The sequence below is a fragment of the Sporanaerobium hydrogeniformans genome, from assembly GCF_002735925.1.
Taxonomy (GTDB): domain Bacteria; phylum Bacillota; class Clostridia; order Lachnospirales; family Cellulosilyticaceae; genus Sporanaerobium; species Sporanaerobium hydrogeniformans.
Genome location: NZ_PEDL01000001.1, coordinates 286,975 through 304,778 on the forward strand (window position 1 = coordinate 286,975; position 17,804 = coordinate 304,778).

Annotated in this window: 25 protein-coding genes, 1 other RNA gene and 1 pseudogene; 23 read left to right on the forward strand and 4 right to left on the reverse strand. The window is 36.4% G+C overall.

What is annotated here, in order from left to right:
• Nucleotides 1–94: 94 nt before the first annotated feature.
• The 4 genes from CS063_RS01325 to ssrA all read left to right on the forward strand — a co-directional run bounded on the left by CS063_RS01325 (nucleotide 95) and on the right by ssrA (nucleotide 2,781).
• Entirely contained in the window at nucleotides 95–1,435 is a 1,341-nt protein-coding gene (locus CS063_RS01325; protein ID WP_330400950.1) for an FAD-dependent oxidoreductase, read from the forward strand.
• A gap of 102 nt (nucleotides 1,436–1,537) precedes the next feature.
• On the forward strand, nucleotides 1,538–1,747 hold the full coding sequence (locus CS063_RS01330) for a (2Fe-2S)-binding protein (protein ID WP_099447916.1): 210 nt from the start codon (nucleotides 1,538–1,540) through the stop codon (nucleotides 1,745–1,747).
• Between the two features lie 108 nt (nucleotides 1,748–1,855).
• Nucleotides 1,856–2,326, forward strand: coding sequence for an SsrA-binding protein SmpB (gene smpB, locus CS063_RS01335; RefSeq protein WP_099447917.1), 471 nt, complete (start codon nucleotides 1,856–1,858; stop codon nucleotides 2,324–2,326).
• 107 nt (nucleotides 2,327–2,433) lie between these two features.
• Nucleotides 2,434–2,781, forward strand: a transfer-messenger RNA (tmRNA) gene (ssrA, locus tag CS063_RS01340).
• Between the two features lie 440 nt (nucleotides 2,782–3,221).
• On the opposite strand, the pseudogene CS063_RS01345 reads toward ssrA, so the two are convergent.
• Nucleotides 3,222–4,307 (reverse strand): annotated as a pseudogene (locus tag CS063_RS01345) (recombinase family protein); the annotation flags it as partial.
• A gap of 236 nt (nucleotides 4,308–4,543) precedes the next feature.
• Nucleotides 4,544–4,906, reverse strand: a complete 363-nt coding sequence (locus CS063_RS01350; protein WP_180270632.1) for a helix-turn-helix domain-containing protein — start codon at nucleotides 4,904–4,906, stop codon at nucleotides 4,544–4,546.
• Between the two features lie 204 nt (nucleotides 4,907–5,110).
• Between CS063_RS01350 and CS063_RS01355 the strand changes: the two genes are divergently transcribed.
• The 5 genes from CS063_RS01355 to CS063_RS17530 are packed head-to-tail and all read left to right on the forward strand — an operon-like array spanning nucleotide 5,111 to nucleotide 6,635.
• Nucleotides 5,111–5,317, forward strand: a complete 207-nt coding sequence (locus CS063_RS01355) for a helix-turn-helix transcriptional regulator (RefSeq protein WP_099447919.1) — start codon at nucleotides 5,111–5,113, stop codon at nucleotides 5,315–5,317.
• Between the two features lie 38 nt (nucleotides 5,318–5,355).
• Nucleotides 5,356–5,565, forward strand: a complete 210-nt coding sequence (locus CS063_RS01360) for a helix-turn-helix domain-containing protein (RefSeq protein ID WP_099447920.1) — start codon at nucleotides 5,356–5,358, stop codon at nucleotides 5,563–5,565.
• 9 nt (nucleotides 5,566–5,574) lie between these two features.
• Complete coding sequence (locus CS063_RS17785) at nucleotides 5,575–5,703, forward strand: hypothetical protein (RefSeq protein ID WP_308415399.1); 129 nt, start codon at nucleotides 5,575–5,577, stop codon at nucleotides 5,701–5,703.
• Complete coding sequence (locus tag CS063_RS01365; protein ID WP_099447921.1) at nucleotides 5,696–6,448, forward strand: Rha family transcriptional regulator; 753 nt, start codon at nucleotides 5,696–5,698, stop codon at nucleotides 6,446–6,448. Before CS063_RS17785 ends, CS063_RS01365 begins: the two co-directional genes overlap by 8 nt.
• A 13-nt stretch (nucleotides 6,449–6,461) precedes the next feature.
• Complete coding sequence (locus CS063_RS17530; protein ID WP_180270633.1) at nucleotides 6,462–6,635, forward strand: hypothetical protein; 174 nt, start codon at nucleotides 6,462–6,464, stop codon at nucleotides 6,633–6,635.
• On the opposite strand, the gene CS063_RS01370 is transcribed toward CS063_RS17530, so the two are convergent.
• The gene (locus CS063_RS01370; RefSeq protein WP_099447922.1) at nucleotides 6,613–6,984 is read right to left on the reverse strand and encodes a DUF2513 domain-containing protein; all 372 of its coding nucleotides are present in this window, start codon (nucleotides 6,982–6,984) and stop codon (nucleotides 6,613–6,615) included. The genes CS063_RS17530 and CS063_RS01370 overlap by 23 nt on opposite strands.
• Nucleotides 6,985–7,084: 100 nt before the next feature.
• On the opposite strand from CS063_RS01370, the gene CS063_RS01375 reads away from it, so the two are divergent.
• From CS063_RS01375 to CS063_RS01425, 14 genes are all read left to right on the forward strand, one after another.
• Nucleotides 7,085–7,276 (forward strand): hypothetical protein, encoded by a 192-nt coding sequence (locus CS063_RS01375; RefSeq protein WP_099447923.1) that lies wholly within the window; start codon nucleotides 7,085–7,087, stop codon nucleotides 7,274–7,276.
• Nucleotides 7,263–7,421 carry a DUF6906 family protein gene (locus tag CS063_RS17535; RefSeq protein WP_180270634.1) on the forward strand — a complete coding sequence of 53 codons (159 nt, stop codon included), beginning with the start codon at nucleotides 7,263–7,265 and terminating at the stop codon, nucleotides 7,419–7,421. Before CS063_RS01375 ends, CS063_RS17535 begins: the two co-directional genes overlap by 14 nt.
• A 3-nt stretch (nucleotides 7,422–7,424) precedes the next feature.
• On the forward strand, nucleotides 7,425–8,141 hold the full coding sequence (locus CS063_RS01380) for an HNH endonuclease signature motif containing protein (protein WP_099447924.1): 717 nt from the start codon (nucleotides 7,425–7,427) through the stop codon (nucleotides 8,139–8,141).
• A gap of 72 nt (nucleotides 8,142–8,213) precedes the next feature.
• Nucleotides 8,214–8,432, forward strand: coding sequence for a hypothetical protein (locus tag CS063_RS01385; protein ID WP_099447925.1), 219 nt, complete (start codon nucleotides 8,214–8,216; stop codon nucleotides 8,430–8,432).
• Entirely contained in the window at nucleotides 8,416–8,787 is a 372-nt protein-coding gene (locus CS063_RS01390; RefSeq protein WP_099447926.1) for a hypothetical protein, read from the forward strand. The genes CS063_RS01385 and CS063_RS01390 overlap by 17 nt, the downstream gene beginning before the upstream one ends.
• Nucleotides 8,762–9,526 carry a hypothetical protein gene (locus tag CS063_RS01395; RefSeq protein ID WP_099447927.1) on the forward strand — a complete coding sequence of 255 codons (765 nt, stop codon included), beginning with the start codon at nucleotides 8,762–8,764 and terminating at the stop codon, nucleotides 9,524–9,526. The genes CS063_RS01390 and CS063_RS01395 overlap by 26 nt, the downstream gene beginning before the upstream one ends.
• Nucleotides 9,514–11,187, forward strand: a complete 1,674-nt coding sequence (locus CS063_RS01400; protein WP_308415400.1) for a DEAD/DEAH box helicase — start codon at nucleotides 9,514–9,516, stop codon at nucleotides 11,185–11,187. The genes CS063_RS01395 and CS063_RS01400 overlap by 13 nt, the downstream gene beginning before the upstream one ends.
• Nucleotides 11,188–11,199: 12 nt before the next feature.
• Nucleotides 11,200–12,180: a hypothetical protein gene (locus CS063_RS01405; RefSeq protein WP_099447928.1), complete on the forward strand. Its 981-nt coding sequence runs from the start codon at nucleotides 11,200–11,202 to the stop codon at nucleotides 12,178–12,180.
• An 81-nt stretch (nucleotides 12,181–12,261) separates the two neighbouring features.
• A complete protein-coding gene (locus tag CS063_RS17540; RefSeq protein ID WP_180270635.1) occupies nucleotides 12,262–12,426 on the forward strand; it encodes a hypothetical protein in 165 nt (54 codons plus the stop codon).
• 242 nt (nucleotides 12,427–12,668) lie between these two features.
• Nucleotides 12,669–12,806, forward strand: coding sequence for a hypothetical protein (locus CS063_RS17545; protein WP_180270636.1), 138 nt, complete (start codon nucleotides 12,669–12,671; stop codon nucleotides 12,804–12,806).
• A gap of 22 nt (nucleotides 12,807–12,828) precedes the next feature.
• Nucleotides 12,829–13,548: a hypothetical protein gene (locus CS063_RS01410; protein WP_099447929.1), complete on the forward strand. Its 720-nt coding sequence runs from the start codon at nucleotides 12,829–12,831 to the stop codon at nucleotides 13,546–13,548.
• A 46-nt stretch (nucleotides 13,549–13,594) separates the two neighbouring features.
• Nucleotides 13,595–14,005: a gp33 family protein gene (locus CS063_RS01415; RefSeq protein ID WP_308415401.1), complete on the forward strand. Its 411-nt coding sequence runs from the start codon at nucleotides 13,595–13,597 to the stop codon at nucleotides 14,003–14,005.
• A 1-nt stretch (nucleotide 14,006) separates the two neighbouring features.
• Complete coding sequence (locus CS063_RS01420) at nucleotides 14,007–14,756, forward strand: hypothetical protein (RefSeq protein ID WP_099447931.1); 750 nt, start codon at nucleotides 14,007–14,009, stop codon at nucleotides 14,754–14,756.
• A gap of 54 nt (nucleotides 14,757–14,810) precedes the next feature.
• Nucleotides 14,811–17,396, forward strand: coding sequence for a DUF927 domain-containing protein (locus tag CS063_RS01425; protein WP_099447932.1), 2,586 nt, complete (start codon nucleotides 14,811–14,813; stop codon nucleotides 17,394–17,396).
• A gap of 66 nt (nucleotides 17,397–17,462) precedes the next feature.
• Here CS063_RS01425 and CS063_RS01430 read toward each other — a convergent pair whose 3' ends face one another.
• The gene (locus tag CS063_RS01430; protein ID WP_099447933.1) at nucleotides 17,463–17,717 is read right to left on the reverse strand and encodes a hypothetical protein; all 255 of its coding nucleotides are present in this window, start codon (nucleotides 17,715–17,717) and stop codon (nucleotides 17,463–17,465) included.
• Nucleotides 17,718–17,804: the final 87 nt, after the last annotated feature.

Sequence of the window (17,804 nt, forward strand, 5' to 3'; positions counted from 1 at the left end):
CAAATAAGAATGGTTTTCCGTTGATATTTTGTTTTGTGTATATTATAATGAGTATAAAGTAATTTAATTAATCCTGATAGAGAACGGAGGCTTAATGATGAAGGTAATCGTTGTAGGATGTACACATGCAGGAACGGCAGCTATTGTCAATACAAAGAAGTTATATCCAGAAGCTGAGGTAGTTGTTTATGAAAGAAATAACACTGTTTCTTTTTTATCTTGTGGCATTGCCCTTAGTGTAGGAGGCGTAGTAAGTAATCCAGAGAAGCTCTTTTATAACTCACCACAAGGCCTTGAAGCTTTAGGTGTAGCAACTTATATGGAACATGACGTACTCGCCATTGACTTTAAAAATAAAACTATTCGTGTGAAAGATTTAAAAACTCAAGAGATCAAACAAGATACTTATGATAAATTAATACTCACTTTAGGCTCTTGGCCAATCGTACCGTCTATTCCGGGAGGGGACCAGGAAAATATCGTTCTTTGTAAAAATTATAATCATGCACAAGCCATTATTGAAAAAACAAAAGAGGCTAAGAAGATAGTTGTAGTAGGAGCAGGTTATATTGGTGTAGAGCTTGCAGAGGCCTTCCAAATGAAAGGTAAAGAGGTAACACTCATTGACGCCCAAGAACGTATAATGAGTAAATATCTAGATAAAGAAATAACCGATTTAGCAGAAAAAGCCTTTACTACTCATGCCATTCATTTAGCATTAGGTGAAGAGGTAGAAAGCTTTAAGGGAGAAGGAGGTAAGGTTAAGGAAGTAGTAACCACTAAAGGCAGCTACCCAGCAGACCTTGTAATTCTTTGTATTGGCTTTAAACCTAATACAGCACTTGTAAAAGAAAGCTTAGAAACTTTACCCAATGGGGCTATTGTGATTGATGATTATATGCGTACGAGTGAACCGGATGTCTTTGCAGCAGGAGATTGTTGTATGGTACGTTATAATCCAGCAGAGGACAAACGTTATATTCCACTGGCAACCAATGCTGTACGTATGGGAACACTTATTGCCTATAATTTAGTAGAACCTAGGCTTAAGTATATGGGCACTCAAGGGACTTCTGGTATTAAAATTTATCAGTTCAATATAGCATCTACAGGCCTAACGGAAGAAGAGGCCAAGGAGATAAATAAATATGAAGTTGCTTCAGCGGTTATTGAGGAGAACTATCGCCCTGAGTTTATGCCAACTTATGAAAAGGCAACAGTTAAACTCGTATATGATAAGCAAACAAGACGCATTTTAGGAGGGCAAATTGCCTCAGCCTATGATTTAAATGAAATCATGAATACCCTTTCCCTTGCTTTGCAAAATAAAATGACAGTGGAAGAATTAGCTATGGTAGATTTCTTCTTCCAACCACATTTTAATAAGCCTTGGGGGCTCCTTAATCAAGTAGCGCTCAAAGCGCTTTCTGAGTAAATTGGTTAAAAAGGATAAACACAAGGAGAATGAGGTCAGTTGACCTTATTCTTCTTAATACTTAATGAAACGATCAAAGAAGGATGGAAGTAGGAAGTAAATATGACAGCAGAAGAATACATCAAAGATAAATTGACCAAAACATGTCCTTGTACGCAAGTGACACGACTTAAAATCAAAGAAGCTATTGCAGGTGGAGCAGATAGCTTAGATAAAATCAAACAAGCAACAGGTGCTATGACGGGATGTTGTAAGGGAAGACGTTGTCGGGGTAGTATTGAAGAAATGCTCAAAGATTCAAAAAATGAATAAGGATCTGGTTTTATGGAAACAATTTGAAGGCGCAAAAGGTTGCAAGTTTATCAATTTATGTTATAATAAGAAATGCACCATTCATTCCATAAAGAAGGAGGAGAACGCATGGCAAAGGATCGCACTAGCTACAAACTCATTGCCAATAACAAAAAGGCATATCATGACTATTTTATAGAAGAAACCTATGAAGCAGGCATTGTGCTAGCAGGAACAGAAGTGAAATCCATTCGTCAAGGGGGCTGCTCTGTCAAAGAAAGCTTTATTAAGCTCAGAGATGGGGAAGCATTTATTCTGAATATGCACGTTAACCCTTACGAGCATGGTAACATTTTTAATAAAGACCCTTTGCGTACCCGTAAGCTCCTACTTCACAAGAGGGAAATCAACAAGCTTATTGGGATGATTGCACAAAAGGGACTCACATTAGTACCCCTTAAGGTTTACATCAAAGGGAGTCTCGTTAAGGTAGAAATGGGACTTGCGCGTGGTAAGAAGCTTCACGACAAACGTGATGACATTGCCAAGAAAGATGTACGCCGTCAGCATGAACGCGACTTTAAAATTAAAAACTTATAGTGCCAAACAGTCGATTGGCCACATCAAACCTTCAGCCCTTTATCGAATCCTTGAGATATAACAGGATTCCAATTCAAGTTCCTAGCATTAGGAGTTTGATACAATAAGGGGGTGCACTGGTTTCGACGGGGGTCACGTCTATAGGGGCAGCCATCCGTAGTACGCCGGAGTCTACGTTAAAAGCTGGCATTAAAATTAAACGCTGAAGATAATTTAGCAATCGCTGCCTAGTTTGCAGCAGTCCGCCTAGGCCCTCCGCAGCCTAGATCCGGGCTTCGACTTGCGGACCCTTCACCTGCCAAAGCTTTGCGGCAACGTGAATACTATGAAGCTACTGAAACCAAGAGCCAGCCTTTAGGAGCTTGGTAGAGGGAATGTCAAAGATAAGGCTATGATGGTAGAGACCACAATATCCGGGCTTTCGGACAGGGGTTCGATTCCCCTCACCTCCATTGTCGGCATCCACAACAGATATTAATTCTATTTTGTCAGGATGCACAATGACTTTTTTAATAAACTTTTGGATGATAACTCTTTGTTGCTCCAAAGGTTTATTTTTTATGTTTTTATTACTTTCTAGCCACTCTATAATACGTTGTTTACTTGGTAGAACAACGCTTTTTTGTTTTATTTCTGCATCAGACAATCTTAGCGTTAAATCAGATTTTTTACTTTCTAATATATCCATTTTCTCTTTCATACTGGGATGAAACATTCCAGCAGCTATAGCAGAGACTATATTATCTATTTCAGTCTGTGTTTTCTGAATCTCTCTTTTTATATTAGAAATTGTTTGTGGCATATATCTATTTGTTTTTTTTGCTTGCTCGAATACTATGTCTGCTATATTACATATATTTGTATAGCTTAACAAATTGTTTTCTAAAAACTCTATTATAATACCTTCAACTAAATCTTTATTAATTGATTTTGCTTGGCAATTCTTAGTCCTTTTTCTAGTATTGCACTCGTATGTTACATATAAAGACTTATTCCTTCCACTAAATTTTCTATTTCCAACCATAGCTCCACCACAATTAGAGCATACAATTATTCCGCTAAGTAAATATATTTCTTTTGACTTTTGAGCAGCTTTATATCCTTGACTACTATTATTAAGCCTATTATTTACATTTTCCCACATTTCTGGTTCTACTATTTTTGGAACTCCTCCAGATATACGTATGATATCATCTTCTGATTTTAAGTATACGTTTCTTTTTCCTTGTTGCTTTTGCCCTGTTTTATTAAAAACATATTCCCCTTTGTATTTTTCATTTTTCATAATTGTAGTAATAGCACTTTTAGAAAAATCTTTACCAAGCTTTGTCTTTCTGTTTTTTAATTTTAGTTCTTTAAGTATTCCCCCATAGCTACTACCTTTTGAATACATACTGAAAATTATTTTTACAGTATCAGCTTCATATTCGTTGATAGTATAAGTTTTATCTTTTGCAACATCGTATCCAAGAGGTGGCTTACCACCAGTGTGTTTACATTGATACGCTGTCTCCTTCATTCCTTTCATAACCTCTCTTGACAAATTAGCAGAGTAATATTCTGCCATTCCTTCCAAAACAGATTCCAATATAATTGATTCAGGGCTATCGTCTAAATTTTCAAGCACGGAAATTAAACGTACTTTGTTTTTCTTGAGTTCTTTTTTATAAAATGCGCTGTCATATCTATCTCTTGAAAATCTATCTAATTTATGGACTATAACTATATCGAATAGTCCTTTTTTAGAGTCTCTTATCATATTTAGAAACTGTGGTCTATTATCGCTTGTGGCAGACTTTGCTTCATCTGCATATATTTTTATTAAATGGTAGTTATTTTTTTCTGTAAAGTCTTTAATAGCTCTCGTTTGAGCTTCTATCGATTCCTCTCTTTGGTTGTCGCTTGAGTATCGGCAATACGCTACTGCTCTTTTTTTCATTATCTCGCATCTCCTTAGTATTAGATATGTAAAATGGTTCATTATTAATTGTTATTCTATAAATATACTTAAAATACTCCTTCATAATAATCAACTCCCTATTAAAAATCGAACATACGTTCTATTTTGATTATATCATTTAGCATAATAGCTATCAATATAAATATAATTTTTATGCTATTTAGAATATTATAATGTATATTATTCAATAATTGGTGTCGACATATCGACATAACATATAAAATAAAGAAACACTACTAATTTGGATTAGCAGTGTTTTAACTATCAATAAATTTTTTTACATCAAACCCAGCAGACTGTATATCATCTAATATTTGCTTTATGTCTGAAGGAGTACATTTTTTAAAATAATCTTCATCTATTTCTATCTTTACATTATTGCCATTTATTTGTCTATTTATAACATGTGCATTTTTTACATTTGTTCGTCCCCATAAATAATCGATTGAGCAATTAAAGATATTAGCTAGACTATCTAGCGTTTTACCATCAGGAGTTTTCCTTCCGGACTCCCAATTCGATATAGCTGATCTCCCAATACCTAATTTTGTGCCTAATTCTTCTTGTGTTAGATTATGCTCTTCTCGTTCTAATTTTATTCGTTTGTGTATTTCTTGCATATAATCACCACCTAATATCATTATATAACAAGCTCAAAAATAATTACATACCCATTTTATAGTAAAAAATATAATAAGTATACCATAAATAATATTTTTTATGGTTTTTTTAGTAATAAACTATTGACATAGTGCATATAATAGTGTTATTGTTTTCTTGAAGAAACTAAATTGTTTCCAAAAGTGTACAAGGAGGTGAGGAAAATGTGTATTGCAATAAATTCTAATAATGTTAAGGCGGCTAGGGTTAAGTATGATAAAACACAAGCAGAAATGGCTGAAATAATAGGTATAAATGTAAATACCTATTGCCAAAAAGAGCAGGGTAATAAAGAATTTACGTTGTCAGAAGCTAAAAAGGTTGCAGATTTTTTGGGGAAAAGTATAGATAATCTTTTTTTTGCAGATTAAAGACACTAAAAGAAAACAAAAAAAGGAGAAATGACAACATGAGTGACATACTGAGACTTAAACAAATAAGAAAAAAAAGAGGATTAACAACAAAACGTCTAAGTGATATGAGTGGTATTTCTCGATCTTATATCTCTCAACTTGAAAATGATGGTAACGACAATCCTACATTGATAGTGATATGTGCTTTATGTAGGGGTTTAGGAATTACGCCTAATGATTTAATACCTGAACAATTATATAAGTAAGGAGAAATAATGGAAAAAGATAGAGAAGAGTTTTTAATGGATTTAGCGATTGTTATTTATGGAATGCCTGTGGAGGATATAGCAAAAGAACTGATAACACTATCAAATCAAGAAAGTAAAGGTGATACATATGAGTAGTTTAGTTAGTCAAGAGCAGATAAAAGCAATATCAAGTTTGGAAGTAGCTGAAATGTGTGAAACAAGACACTCTGATTTACTAGAAAAAATAAGAGGATATTGTGTAGTTTTAGCCGAACGCAATTTTCCGCTGGGGTCATTCTTCTTAGAAAGCACATATATAGATAAGCAAAACCAAGAAAGGCCATGCTATCTATTGACCAGAAAAGGGTGCGATATGGTAGCAAATAAAATGACAGGTGAAAAAGGAATTGTATTTACAGCCAAATATGTAACAAAGTTTGAAGAGATGGAACAACAGCTAAAACAACCTATGTGCTTAGAGGACTTAATCATTGCTAACGCAAAAGCCCTTAAAGACGCTAGGGAGCAAGCAGAGAAGGCACAGGCTACAGCCTTAGAAGTAAAACAGGAAGTACAAGCTATCAGGGATACAATTACACTTGATCCAGCAGCATGGAGAACAGAGACAACAAACCTAGTTAACCGTATAGCCCAAAAGCTTGGTGGAAATGAAAATATCCAAGTAATTAGAAAAGAAAGCTATGACCTTTTGGACAGTAGAGCCAAGGCAAAGCTAGGAATAAGGCAAACAAACATGAAGCGTAAAGTACTAGAAGAAACTGGTAGCACAAGTAAGTCTAATAAGATAACTAAGCTTGATGTGATAGCAGCTGATGCAAGGCTAAGAGAAGTGTACATAGCCATAGTAAAAGAAATGGCGATTAAATACGGTGTAGCATAGGGGAGAAATAGTGATGGATGAATTACAGAAATTAACTATTAAAAGAAGTGAAAATTCTACAATTATAAAGCTTGATGGTTTTGAGCTTAAGAATATTGTTGAATATGAGTTGAAAAGCTCTGCTAATGGGCCAACAGAGCTTCTGATTAAAGTGATTGTGGTAACTAACGAAATTGAGATGAAATAAGATCAGATATAACATTGGCAGCTATTGTAGAAAGTGAATCAAGAGAGAATGAACCGACATTTTTTGCAATATCTTTGGTTTTATTCCAAATATTATCTGAACGTATATCAGCTATAAATTTATGCCCCACAGGAGTAAGATCATATACCAAGCAACCTTGCATTAACCAATGAACCTTTCTGACAAGATATGATAATTCACATTGCTTTATATGATACAAAATCTCATCATCAGAATATTTTTCAAGCCTATCATATTTTTCAGGTAACCTCATGGTGTGATGTGGGGCTTGGATTACTTCTTCGACGGTGAACAAGATATCTCTAATGCAATCTGGATTTAGTTTCATAAATAATACCACCTTTCTCATTAGTATTTCAGCTTGGCAGAGCTGATGACTATATTGTAAAGGTGAATTTAGAAAATTACAAATAAAGAAGGTAGGAAAAGTGAAAAAGAAACTATTATTACCATTAATAATTGTACAAGCCATCATGATGTACGATATGGCGTATGAAAGAGGAATTATCACAGTAGGAGGAGAGTGGTTTATTGTACCACTGTACATAGTTGTTGTCTATGGGTTAATTCCATCTATAAAACAGTTATTCGAGGAGGTGTACAAAGATGAAGCAAGGTAAGGCACCTAACAAAAAGCAAAAGATACTTATTAGAAGCAGAGGACTTGACTACAACCACTGGTTAGTAGTGACAGATAATAAAGAGCTTATGAAAATTAAGCATAGGACAAGTAATAGGGTTAGAAATATCTATAAGGAGGTTTAGATTATGTCTAAAAGCTTATTATTATTTGACCCAATGACCGGAGAACGTAAGTTTACAGATTTGCAAATGCTATCTGGCATTACAGGAAGAACAGTAGGCTCTTTAAGAACATCAATAGGACGTAAGATTAAACTTTTAAATTGTTATCTTTTACCAATAGATACACCACTTAGTAAGTTAAGAGAGCTTCTAGCTAAAGAAGTTATTTTAGATGAAGTATGGCGAGATATTCCAGGAAGCAGATGGCAAGTCAGTAGCTATGGTAGATATAGATCATGGTTAAGAGTTCAGTCTAATAGATGCGTTTACAGACTACCATATCATGGCACTAAATGTACAAGCCAAACCATGGCAATACAGATAAACGGTAAACGTACTGAGTGTAGGGCGCATGAATGGGTGTATAAGCTGTTTGTTGGAGAAATTCCTAAAGGTTATGTAGTTTATCACAAAGATGGAAATAAATCTAATAATAGAGTTGAAAATTTAGATGTAATAAAAAGAAGTAAACTAATGCAACGCCAGTGTACTCCAGTAAGAGCAGTAGAGGTGCAGCAATTAGATCTGGATACAGGAGAAGTTATTGCAGAGTATAGCACATTAAGTGCAGCAGCTAGAGCTAACTATACAGACTGTAAAACAATAAGAGATGCTGCTAAAAGAGATAAAGCATCTATAGGTTTTAGATGGAATGTTGAAAAAGAAAAAAGCATTATCTAAGTCGGCAAACTTAAATAATGCAATTAAATAAAATATCCAGTGCTAGTATAGCACAATTAAGGGGCGGTAACAATGCTATATAAAGAAATAATTCGTGACAGCAATGGTAAGCCAATAGATACAGGTGCCATCGTAAAACATGGTAATAAACGAGGGATTGTGCTAGAAGATGAATTTGAAGGACAATACGCTGTGCTAGAAAATGGAACCAAGTTAAGAGTTAAGGACTACTGTAAAAAGCTTAGTGTAGTCTATTGTAAGCGAGGTGTTAATCATGCTAGCAGGAAGTAAAGAAGAACACGACTTGTACATATCACAAGCTATCAAAAACCTTGTGAAGGAAGAAACGTCTTTTAATCTAGTAAACAGAGAAGCATTCAGTGATTGGATGGGTGTTTACGGTTATATCAAAGAGGAACTTGAAGAAGCATCAGAAGCTTTAGTAGATACAGCCGAAGAGCACGAGAAGCTGTGGAGACTTATTAGAAATAATGCTTATACACCTGAACTGGTATTACGTACGCAGGTCCTAGTAGAAACAGCATTAGAAATCATTCATGAAGCTGTTCATGTAGCAGCAGTAGGGATGAAGGCTATTGAACAATTAGGGGGTGATCCTTTTGGGAAGAGGCAAGAAATGGACTAAGGAGGAGATTGAGTTCCTAGAAGAAAGCTATGGACAACTTTCAGTAGAAGCCATTGCTAATAGGCTTAATCGAACACTCAGTTCTATTGATAACAAGTCCTATAGATTAGGTTTGGGTGCCATTGCTGATGCAGGAGAGTACATCACCTTTAATAGGGTGGCTCAAGTCCTTTATAAAAAGCCGAACTCCTCTTGCAGAGACTATTTAATTGCACATGGGATACCTGTTAAGAAAAAGAAGTTTATCACAACTACGTTTTTAATTGTTTATCCAAAAGACCTATGGAAATGGCTTAAGGAAAATAAGGATAAAGTTAACTTTAAATATATGGAGCCTGGTGATTTTGGGTATCCAGAACCTAAGTGGGCAGACATAAAAAGACAATCAGATAAAGCTAATGCGAAATTCAATGGTAGACCGTGGAGCCGTAGTGAAGAAAAGCAACTTATATTCTTGGTTAATCAATACAAGTACACCAATAGGCAGTTATCAGTATTGTTGAATAGAACAGAGTGCGCTATATATAGAAAGCTTATTGAGCTAAAGGTTATGGCGAGACCTCTTCGTGCAGATCCACATAGTGTATGGACCAAAGAGCAGATTGATTTATTACTGCAGCTAAAAGCTCAAGGTTATAACTACCACGATATAGCTTTAAAACTAGGTAATAAATCAGTAAAAGCAATTAAGGGAAAGCTTGAACGAATGGCTAAGGAGGAAAAGAAGTGCGCTATTTAATAGATGGAGATTATATTAGGGTGGATTCCTTAACGAATGAACAATATAAGCGTGTTAATGAGATACTTGGTCGTGAATGGGATAGGAAAAATAAGTCTTGGAAGATACCTATTAACCTTGAAAACCTTGAAGAGCTGTGGCGCATTGGACATGAGGACACAGATTTTAAGAATGACTTTGTTGCTTTAGGCAAAAAGCTAAGAGGTAACAAAGAAACAACAGAGGCTATAAAGCTTTCAGATAAAGTAATAAGTAGTGTAACACCACCTGTTAAAGCAACGCTTTATGCGCATCAAATAAAGGGTCTTAACATGGCGCTATTAAATGATGGGTTCGGAATACTTTTCGATATGGGACTTGGCAAATCACTTACGACCATAGCCATTATGGGAACAAGGTATATACGAGGAGAGATTGATAAGGTACTTATTATTGCGCCAAGTAGTGTATGTCCAGTATGGCCCAAAGAACTTAGTCAATTCGCAGACTTCCCATATAACATACAGTACTTATCAGGCACTAGGGATAAACGCTTAGAGAAACTAAATAGTTTAGATATAGGATTCTTCAGTGGGCTTAAAATAGCGGTTATTAATTATGAAAGTGCTTGGAGGTTAGAAAAGGAGTTAGTAGCTTTTAAGCCGGATATGATTGTGTGTGATGAAAGTCAGCGTATCAAGAACGCGCAAGCTCAGCAGAGCAAAGGTATACATAAGCTAGGTGATAAGGCGAAATATCGTATTATCTTAACAGGTACGCCTGTGCAGAACAATCCGCTAGATTTTTTTAGTCAGTATCGATTTTTAAATAAAAACATTTTTGGTACAAGCTATGTAGCATTTAGAAATAGGTATGCTCAATTCGGTGGCTATGAAAATCATGAAATTATTGGCTATAGGAATTTACCAGAGTTGGTTGAAAAGGCCCATAGCATTGCTTATAGAGTATGCAAAGAGGAGGCGCTTGACCTTCCGGAACAAGTATTTATCAAACGTTACTGTGAGTTTAGCAACGAAGAGCGTAGGGCGTATGAGCAATTAAAGAAGGAGTCTATTACAGCTATTGAAAATGATCAAATGACAGGAGAGGTAGTGGCTACGAATGTCCTTACAAGGATTTTAAGACTTCAACAACTTACAGGTGGATTTGCACAGCTGGAGGATGAAGATAAGGTTAAGCAACTAGGTAATAGCAAGCTTAAAGTACTCGAAGAGGTTATAGAGGATGTTGTACTTGATAGTGGTCGTAAACTTGTTATCTTTGCTAAATTTGTTCATGAGATTAAGGCGATTGTTAAAATGATTCAAGATAAGGGGATTGATTACAGTCTTATTTACGGAGAGATAAAAGACCGTGGAGAGCAAGTAAGGCGCTTTCAAGAAGAAGCAAGTGTAAAAATCTTTATTGCTCAGATACAGACAGCTGGGCTAGGTATTACTTTAACAGCAGCAGACACAGCAGTTTATTACTCTCTTGGTTACAACTACGCTGACTACGCTCAGTCACTTGCCAGAACGCACAGGATAGGTCAAAAAAATACATGCACTTACATACAGCTTATTGTACCTAACACAATAGACGAACAGATTTATACCGCATTACAAGCTAAAGAAGATATAGCCAAAAAGGTAGTAGATAATTGGCGAGATTTACTAAGCTAGGAGGAAAAAGCAATGGGTAAAAACAAGCAACGCAAGCAGATCCCTTTCAATCCACCTGTGAGGCATCCTCAGAATATGGTAGCTATGGCTAAACAGTTGGAAAAGGAGATAGATACAGCAAGACTTGAGAGCAGCAATCAAACATTAAACCTTTGTGCTAGTGCGTTTATTATCGTACTTAAGGAATTTTATGACTTCGACAATGAAAAGCTCCAAGACACTATGAACAAAGTTTTTGAACAGCTTGAGCTATGTGGAAAAGAACTTGTTACCTTGGATCAGATGATGGATCTATGCGAGGAGTATGGCATTGAAGTAAAGAAAGATGCTGAGAAGATGGAGTCCATCGGCAAGCAGATGCAGAATAAGCTAAAAGTCTACCAGTTATTAGACAGAGGTATTACGGAAGTAGAGGACATTGCTAGAGAATCTAAGCTATCTACAAGGGAAGCAAGTGCTTATAGATGGCAGTACAACAAAATAAAATATGGAAAAGATTATGAGGGGGATGCTGAAATGGCAACTAAAAAAGAGGACGCAATGAGACTTTACAAAAAGGGTTACACAGTTAACCAGGTTATGGATGAATTACAGATTACTAAAGGTTCAGCCTTTAATTATCAAACAGAGTACAAGAAGACACTAGGAATGGTAGCATCCAATGAAAAACCTAAGACAGCGGATGAGTTAGCCGATGCACTGTTTGGTAATGAAGAGGAACCATCTATTGAGAAAAAGCATTATGAAGTGCCAAAAGGTGATGAAGATAGCGAAAAACCTATCCAAGCTATCGAAGAACAGCCAAAGCCAAGCAAGGTGAAAAGAAAGCTCCAAGAGCTCTCCAGAACCGTAACCTATAAAGGTGAGTTTGGGGAATATGAAGTATCAAACAAGGTTGTAGTTGTTAGATTTGAAGATAGTGAAATGTCACTTGATAAAAATACTATTTCTGGGCTTATAGAAGAGCTTACTGAACTTTCTTTAACAATGTAAGGTTGACCCAACTTTTTAATGATAATGAGGAGCTTTATGCTCTAGAAATGATAAAAAAATAAAGATGAAGAAGGTGATAAATTGAATGTAATGGGACTGTATGCAAGCCTAGGAAAGTTAATCTTTGATTATCCGCAGATGGCCACAGCAAAAGTAGTGGATGTAGAAAACCCAGATTATGAGGTAAGTAGCATCGAATACAAACGTGAGCATGATGCAGTATGTATAGAATTTAAGGAGGAATAGTAGGTATGGAAAACAATGCAATTAATTTATCGACAATAGCAAAAGGGGCATTGGCTGAGCAAGCTAATGCAGAGATTTAAAAAGTTCTTGATAATATCCAGGATCCAAACACTTCTGAAAAAGCAAAGCGCAAGGTAACAATTGTTTTAGAGTTTGCGCCTAATGGCAATAGATCCGTAGCAGATATTTCTATTCAAGCAAAGGCTACACTTGCACCAGTTAAGTCTATTTCAACCAGTATCATGATTGATAAAGATCTAAAAACTGGACAAGTAAAGGCTGCTGAAATCGGTGGACAAATCGCAGGGCAAATGGAAATTGAGCAAGAAGTAGTTAAGCAAGAAGGCGTTATTGATTTAAAGAAAGCAAAAGCTAACTAATAAAAAAATGGAGGAATAGAATATGTCAATGACAAAAGAAGCTTTACAATATGTGGTAGGTTTAGGAAAAACAGAAGTCATGGAGGTAAATGGACAAAGTTACGCCACATCAGAATTATATAGAGTAAAGGGTCTTCAACCAGCAGCTATTAAAGCAACGACCTTAACTGCTTTAGTGGATTATATTAAATCAGGTATGGATAAAAAATTCTCAGAAAAGCTACTTATTCATGTAGTGAGCCCTAATACCGTTGTTCTCTTATCAGAGCTTAGAGGAGATATGGCTAGAGAAGCCTATATGGAGTGTAATGCACTTCTACCTAGTATTAACCTTGGTTCTTTTATGGAGGTTGAAAAATTTAATATTATGCTTCAAAGCACGTTCGTTGCAGGTGAAGATAAGGAAATCGTACTTAGAGTAGTTGGTAATGTAACAGATAACGTTGTGAAAGATACCTCAGATGATGGTGTGAGCCAAGCGGTTACGATTAAAACGGGATTAGCTCAAAAGGGTTATGTATTGGTGCCTAACCCAGCACAATTAGCAACTTATAGAAGTTTTCCGGAAATTGAGCAAGTGGCTAGTAAGTTCGTATTTAGAATGCGCCAAGGCAGGGATAACCCAGAAGCAGCATTATTTGAAGCGGATGGTGGAGCTTGGAGGAATGAAGCAATGTTTCGCATTAAAGATTATCTCACACAAGAGCTTGAAGGGATAGAAAATATTGAAGTTGTTTGTTAATTAATAAGGGGATTTACTCCCCTTATATTACACTGGAGGGAACATTGTGAGTAGAGTATTAGAAGCAGCTACCAAGCTGAAAAATTTAAAAGATAGAAAAGCAGAATTAGAAGAAATCACAAAGGAAGTGAGTGCAGAGATAGAGTCTGCAGAACAAGAGCTTCTCAGCATTATGACAGAGGATGAGATTCCTAAGTTCGTACATGCAGGAACTAGCTTTAGTATGACAAACAAAGTATTTGCAAGTGCTAGGGCTGATAAAAAGGACGAGTTATTTGAGGCTTTAAGGGAGAACGGATTAGGTGATTTAATCAAAGAGCAAGTTAATGCACAATCACTTAGAAGTGCAGTTATTGAGCAGATGGAAGATAACGATGATGAGCTTCCAAAATGGTTAGATGGTCTTGTAAACGTATTTGAGAAGCCGGTTATTAATTTAAGAAAGGCAGGTAAGTAACATGAAAGAAAAAAACGAAATCGCAGTAATTAAATTTGAAGTACCAGCATTACCAGAGGAAATCGTTGTAGCTATGGCTGAGGAGATGGATGGTCTTGAAGAACTCTTTGACTTTGATCGTATAAAGATTCCTTCTGGTGGTGGTCTTGCCTTTGAAGTGCCTGGTGAGGATGAAGAGAACCCTGATGTGGTGAAGGAAATTAAAGGTGTAATTGTAGATCATCACCCTATCAATGCTTATTGGCCAGCTAAATACGAAGGAGCAAACCAAGCACCAGAATGTAGTAGTATGGATGGCAAAGTAGGCAGTAGCGGTAGAAACTGTAAGAACTGCCCTCACAATAAGTTTGGTTCAGATGGTAATGGTAAGGCTTGCAAAAACATGCATCGCGTCTATGTGCTTACAGAAGGGTCTATGTTCCCACAGCTCTTAACACTACCACCTTCAAGTCTTAAGAACATTAGCAACTTCATCATGAAGCAAATTATTATGAAAGGACATAAGAGCTCAGGTGTAATCGTTAAGATCACTCTTAAGAAGGCTACTAATGCGAATGGAATTGTTTATAGCCAAGCAGTATTCACAGTTGATAGTGTACTTGATACCGATACAGCGGCTCAAATGGCTAGTTACAGCCAAATGATTAAGGAACAAACAAGAAAGATAGCAATTACAGATATTGTAGATGAGTATGTTTCAAGTGATGGTGTACCAGCTCAAGACAGCGAACCAGATGATATGCCATTTTAAATATAGAGGTGGGTTAGTCACCCGCCTTTAACTTATGATGAAGGAGGTTAAGAATTGGATACTAACGTTGATATTGATGGAAGGATTAACTGGGAACAGTTCTATACACCATATGTCAAGCAAGGAAAGAAAAGTGGAGATAACATTATAGGACTGTGTCCTTTTCATCAAGACAGTAACCCTTCATTTTCAGTAAGTTTAACAAATGGGCTCTATAAATGCTTTGCGTGTGGTGAAGAAGGCAACCCTACAACGTTTCTAGAAAAGATAGAGGGTATTAATAGCAAAGAGGCTTACAAAAAGCTTTTAGAAATGGCTGGCTATGATACGGAAAGCACACCTAGAAAAAGTGATAAGATTATGCCTTATACACTAGACGATTACGCAGCAGATAAAGGGTTTACAGTAGAATTTTTACAGAAACTTAAGATTAAAAACGTTAAATTGGGTATAGCTATACCCTATATGGACACTGAAGGTAAGTTCGTAAGAAACCGTATAAGATACGGGCATAATCATACCATGCGCTTTAGCTGGGGTAAAGGCGGAGACTTATGCCTTTATGGCTTATGGAAGTTAGATAAAATCAGAGCTACTAAAGAGGTTGTTTTAGTAGAGGGTGAATCAGATACACAAACCCTATGGGTTTTAGGTAAGCCTACTATGGGTGTACCTGGAGCTGCTACTTTTAAGAGAGATTGGTGTAAGTATTTAGAAGGTATTGAGCGCGTATATCTACATAAAGAGCCAGACCAAGGCGGAGAAACGTTTATTGGTAAAATGCTTGAGAAGTTAAAAGAAGGCGACTATAAAGGTGAAGTCTATGTATTTAGCCTTCCTTCCTACAAGGATCCTAGCGATATGTACACTAAGATTAAGGACAAGGAGAAGGTTCGTGAGCTAATAGACATGCAGCTTAAAGCTGCTACTAAGGTAAATCTTAGCCAAGTAATAGAAAGCGTTATAGAATGCTCACCTGTTAAGCTCAAGCAGCTCAACAACTATAGGATTGATGATAGTGGTGTATATATGTTTAATGCTCAAGCGCAAGAATGGCGCCATATATGTAGGACTCCTTTAGTCTTGTCAAAGCGCATTAGGAATATTGAGACAGATGAGGAAAAGGTTGAACTGGCCTATAAGCGTGACGGCAGGTGGCATTATATCATCGAGAAGAGGTCCATAGTGTTTCAAAGCAGGAACTTAGTTGGACTTGCTGATGTAGGGATAACAGTAACGAGTGAAAATGCTAAGTTTTTAGTACGGTACCTACAGGAGCTAGAGGCTGTTAATTTTGATATTTTAAATAAATGTGAGTGTGTTACTCAGCTAGGATGGCATGATGATAGGTTTTTGCCATATGGTGATGATAATTTGATTGTAGACGTAGAGAGCAATGCTAAGATGTGGGTTAATGGCTACAAAACAAAAGGTGAACTTAATGATTGGATTAACTTCGTAAGTAGACACAGAGAAAGTAGTCCGATCATTAGAGCTTATATAGCGGCAGCATGTGCTACTCCGTTTTTAAGGCCACTAGGACAACGTATCTTTTATCTGTATAACTGGAGTGATACAGAGGGTGGTAAAACGGCATGTCTTAACCTAGCACTTAGTGTATGGGGTGATCCTACAAAGCTTATGCAGACATATAATAGCACGAGTGTAGGTCTTGAATTTATGGCTAGCTATATGAATGACTTACCTCTTGGACTTAATGAGCGTCAAGCAGCAGGTAAGGACCAGGCAAAGCTAGAGACAGATGCTTATCGGTTAGCTGAAGGTAAGGGAAGGCTTAGAGGAAATAAAAAAGGTGGATTGCAATCTAGAGGAGAGTGGCGAAGTATTATTTTGGCCAATGGTGAAGAACCGTTTATTACACCCAGTACAATGTCAGGTGTAAGCACAAGAACAATAGAACTTTACGGCAAGCCATTCGCTCAAGACGCAGATGCAAAGAGCGTTTACGAGTTTATCGGCGGGAATTACGGCACCATTGGGAAAGATATTGTTTCAAGGTATCTAGGTAAAGATAAGCTACACGATATTGTAAAGATGCTTAAGCAGCTTAATAAGATTATTGATGATGCACTTAGACAGGCCCACTCTACAAAGAAAAGTTCCAATATATCTGCTGTGGCGTTTATATCGGCTATAGATGTTTTTTTATCCGCCAATTACTTCAATCCAGATGAAGACCAAAACGTTTTGCTTAAAAGAACGCTTGATATGGCAACATTTATCTTAAACCAAGTTGAAAGTAAAAGCGAAACAGACATTGTTGAGAAATTTTACAACGATACCCAGGACTGGATGAGCATTAATAAGAATAGGTTTATCTTTGAGAAGAACATACCAAGCAATGAGATCTATGGGCTTATTGAAAGAAGTGGTGTAAGAGGAGTATTTTACTATGTGTATCCCAAAGTATTTGAGGACTTTTGTAATAAAGAGGGACAAAGCTACAAAAAGATGTTACAAGGTTTTGGTGAGCGCGGCTATATACAAACCTTAATGGATGGAGATAAGCTGAGGACCCAGGTAAGAAAATCAATAAATGGTAAACAAGGAAGGGTTATTCAATTTTATTTTGAAGGTGATTTTGAGCCTCCAGAGGAAGATGAGAAGATGCCATTTTGAGAGTAGAAGGACTTTATTCTAGTGGTAAAGTCTTTTTATTTAAGAATGAATTTTTGATAGAGGAGCCTAATAGCTCCCCTGAAGTCCTTTATAAATTTGATCAGCAGTGTTTTCTATAGAATTAAGCTCATGATTTAAATCTTTAGCTAGGTTAAGATCTCCATCAATTATTTTACTTGATACCAGATAAAAACCATCTATTTGTTCACGACTTAAACCTATGTGGGTGCAAAATGCATCCATATTAAAGTATGGATTTTCATACGCACGTTGTAAAGCTTTATATGCAGAAAGAATCTTTGGATAATTATAAAAAGACATATTGTGCCCTCCTTATTAGTTAATAATGCATAGTATATCCAAGATAAACGATTTTATAGCAATTTAAAAAATAATAATTTGGTGAGG

Bases quoted from the DNA above. Each gene is read 5' to 3' on its own strand.
- CS063_RS01325 (WP_330400950.1), top strand. From the start codon at position 95: ATGATGAAGGTAATCGTTGTAGGATGTACACATGCAGGAACGGCAGCT.
- CS063_RS01330 (WP_099447916.1), top strand. From the start codon at position 1,538: ATGACAGCAGAAGAATACATCAAAGATAAATTGACCAAAACATGTCCT.
- smpB (WP_099447917.1), top strand. From the start codon at position 1,856: ATGGCAAAGGATCGCACTAGCTACAAACTCATTGCCAATAACAAAAAG.
- CS063_RS01350 (WP_180270632.1), bottom strand. From the start codon at position 4,906: ATGCAAGAAATACACAAACGAATAAAATTAGAACGAGAAGAGCATAAT.
- CS063_RS01355 (WP_099447919.1), top strand. From the start codon at position 5,111: ATGTGTATTGCAATAAATTCTAATAATGTTAAGGCGGCTAGGGTTAAG.
- CS063_RS01360 (WP_099447920.1), top strand. From the start codon at position 5,356: ATGAGTGACATACTGAGACTTAAACAAATAAGAAAAAAAAGAGGATTA.
- CS063_RS17785 (WP_308415399.1), top strand. From the start codon at position 5,575: ATGGAAAAAGATAGAGAAGAGTTTTTAATGGATTTAGCGATTGTTATT.
- CS063_RS01365 (WP_099447921.1), top strand. From the start codon at position 5,696: ATGAGTAGTTTAGTTAGTCAAGAGCAGATAAAAGCAATATCAAGTTTG.
- CS063_RS17530 (WP_180270633.1), top strand. From the start codon at position 6,462: ATGGATGAATTACAGAAATTAACTATTAAAAGAAGTGAAAATTCTACA.
- CS063_RS01370 (WP_099447922.1), bottom strand. From the start codon at position 6,984: ATGAAACTAAATCCAGATTGCATTAGAGATATCTTGTTCACCGTCGAA.
- CS063_RS17535 (WP_180270634.1), top strand. From the start codon at position 7,263: ATGAAGCAAGGTAAGGCACCTAACAAAAAGCAAAAGATACTTATTAGA.
- CS063_RS01380 (WP_099447924.1), top strand. From the start codon at position 7,425: ATGTCTAAAAGCTTATTATTATTTGACCCAATGACCGGAGAACGTAAG.
- CS063_RS01385 (WP_099447925.1), top strand. From the start codon at position 8,214: ATGCTATATAAAGAAATAATTCGTGACAGCAATGGTAAGCCAATAGAT.
- CS063_RS01390 (WP_099447926.1), top strand. From the start codon at position 8,416: ATGCTAGCAGGAAGTAAAGAAGAACACGACTTGTACATATCACAAGCT.
- CS063_RS01405 (WP_099447928.1), top strand. From the start codon at position 11,200: ATGGGTAAAAACAAGCAACGCAAGCAGATCCCTTTCAATCCACCTGTG.
- CS063_RS17545 (WP_180270636.1), top strand. From the start codon at position 12,669: ATGATTGATAAAGATCTAAAAACTGGACAAGTAAAGGCTGCTGAAATC.
- CS063_RS01410 (WP_099447929.1), top strand. From the start codon at position 12,829: ATGTCAATGACAAAAGAAGCTTTACAATATGTGGTAGGTTTAGGAAAA.
- CS063_RS01420 (WP_099447931.1), top strand. From the start codon at position 14,007: ATGAAAGAAAAAAACGAAATCGCAGTAATTAAATTTGAAGTACCAGCA.
- CS063_RS01430 (WP_099447933.1), bottom strand. From the start codon at position 17,717: ATGTCTTTTTATAATTATCCAAAGATTCTTTCTGCATATAAAGCTTTA.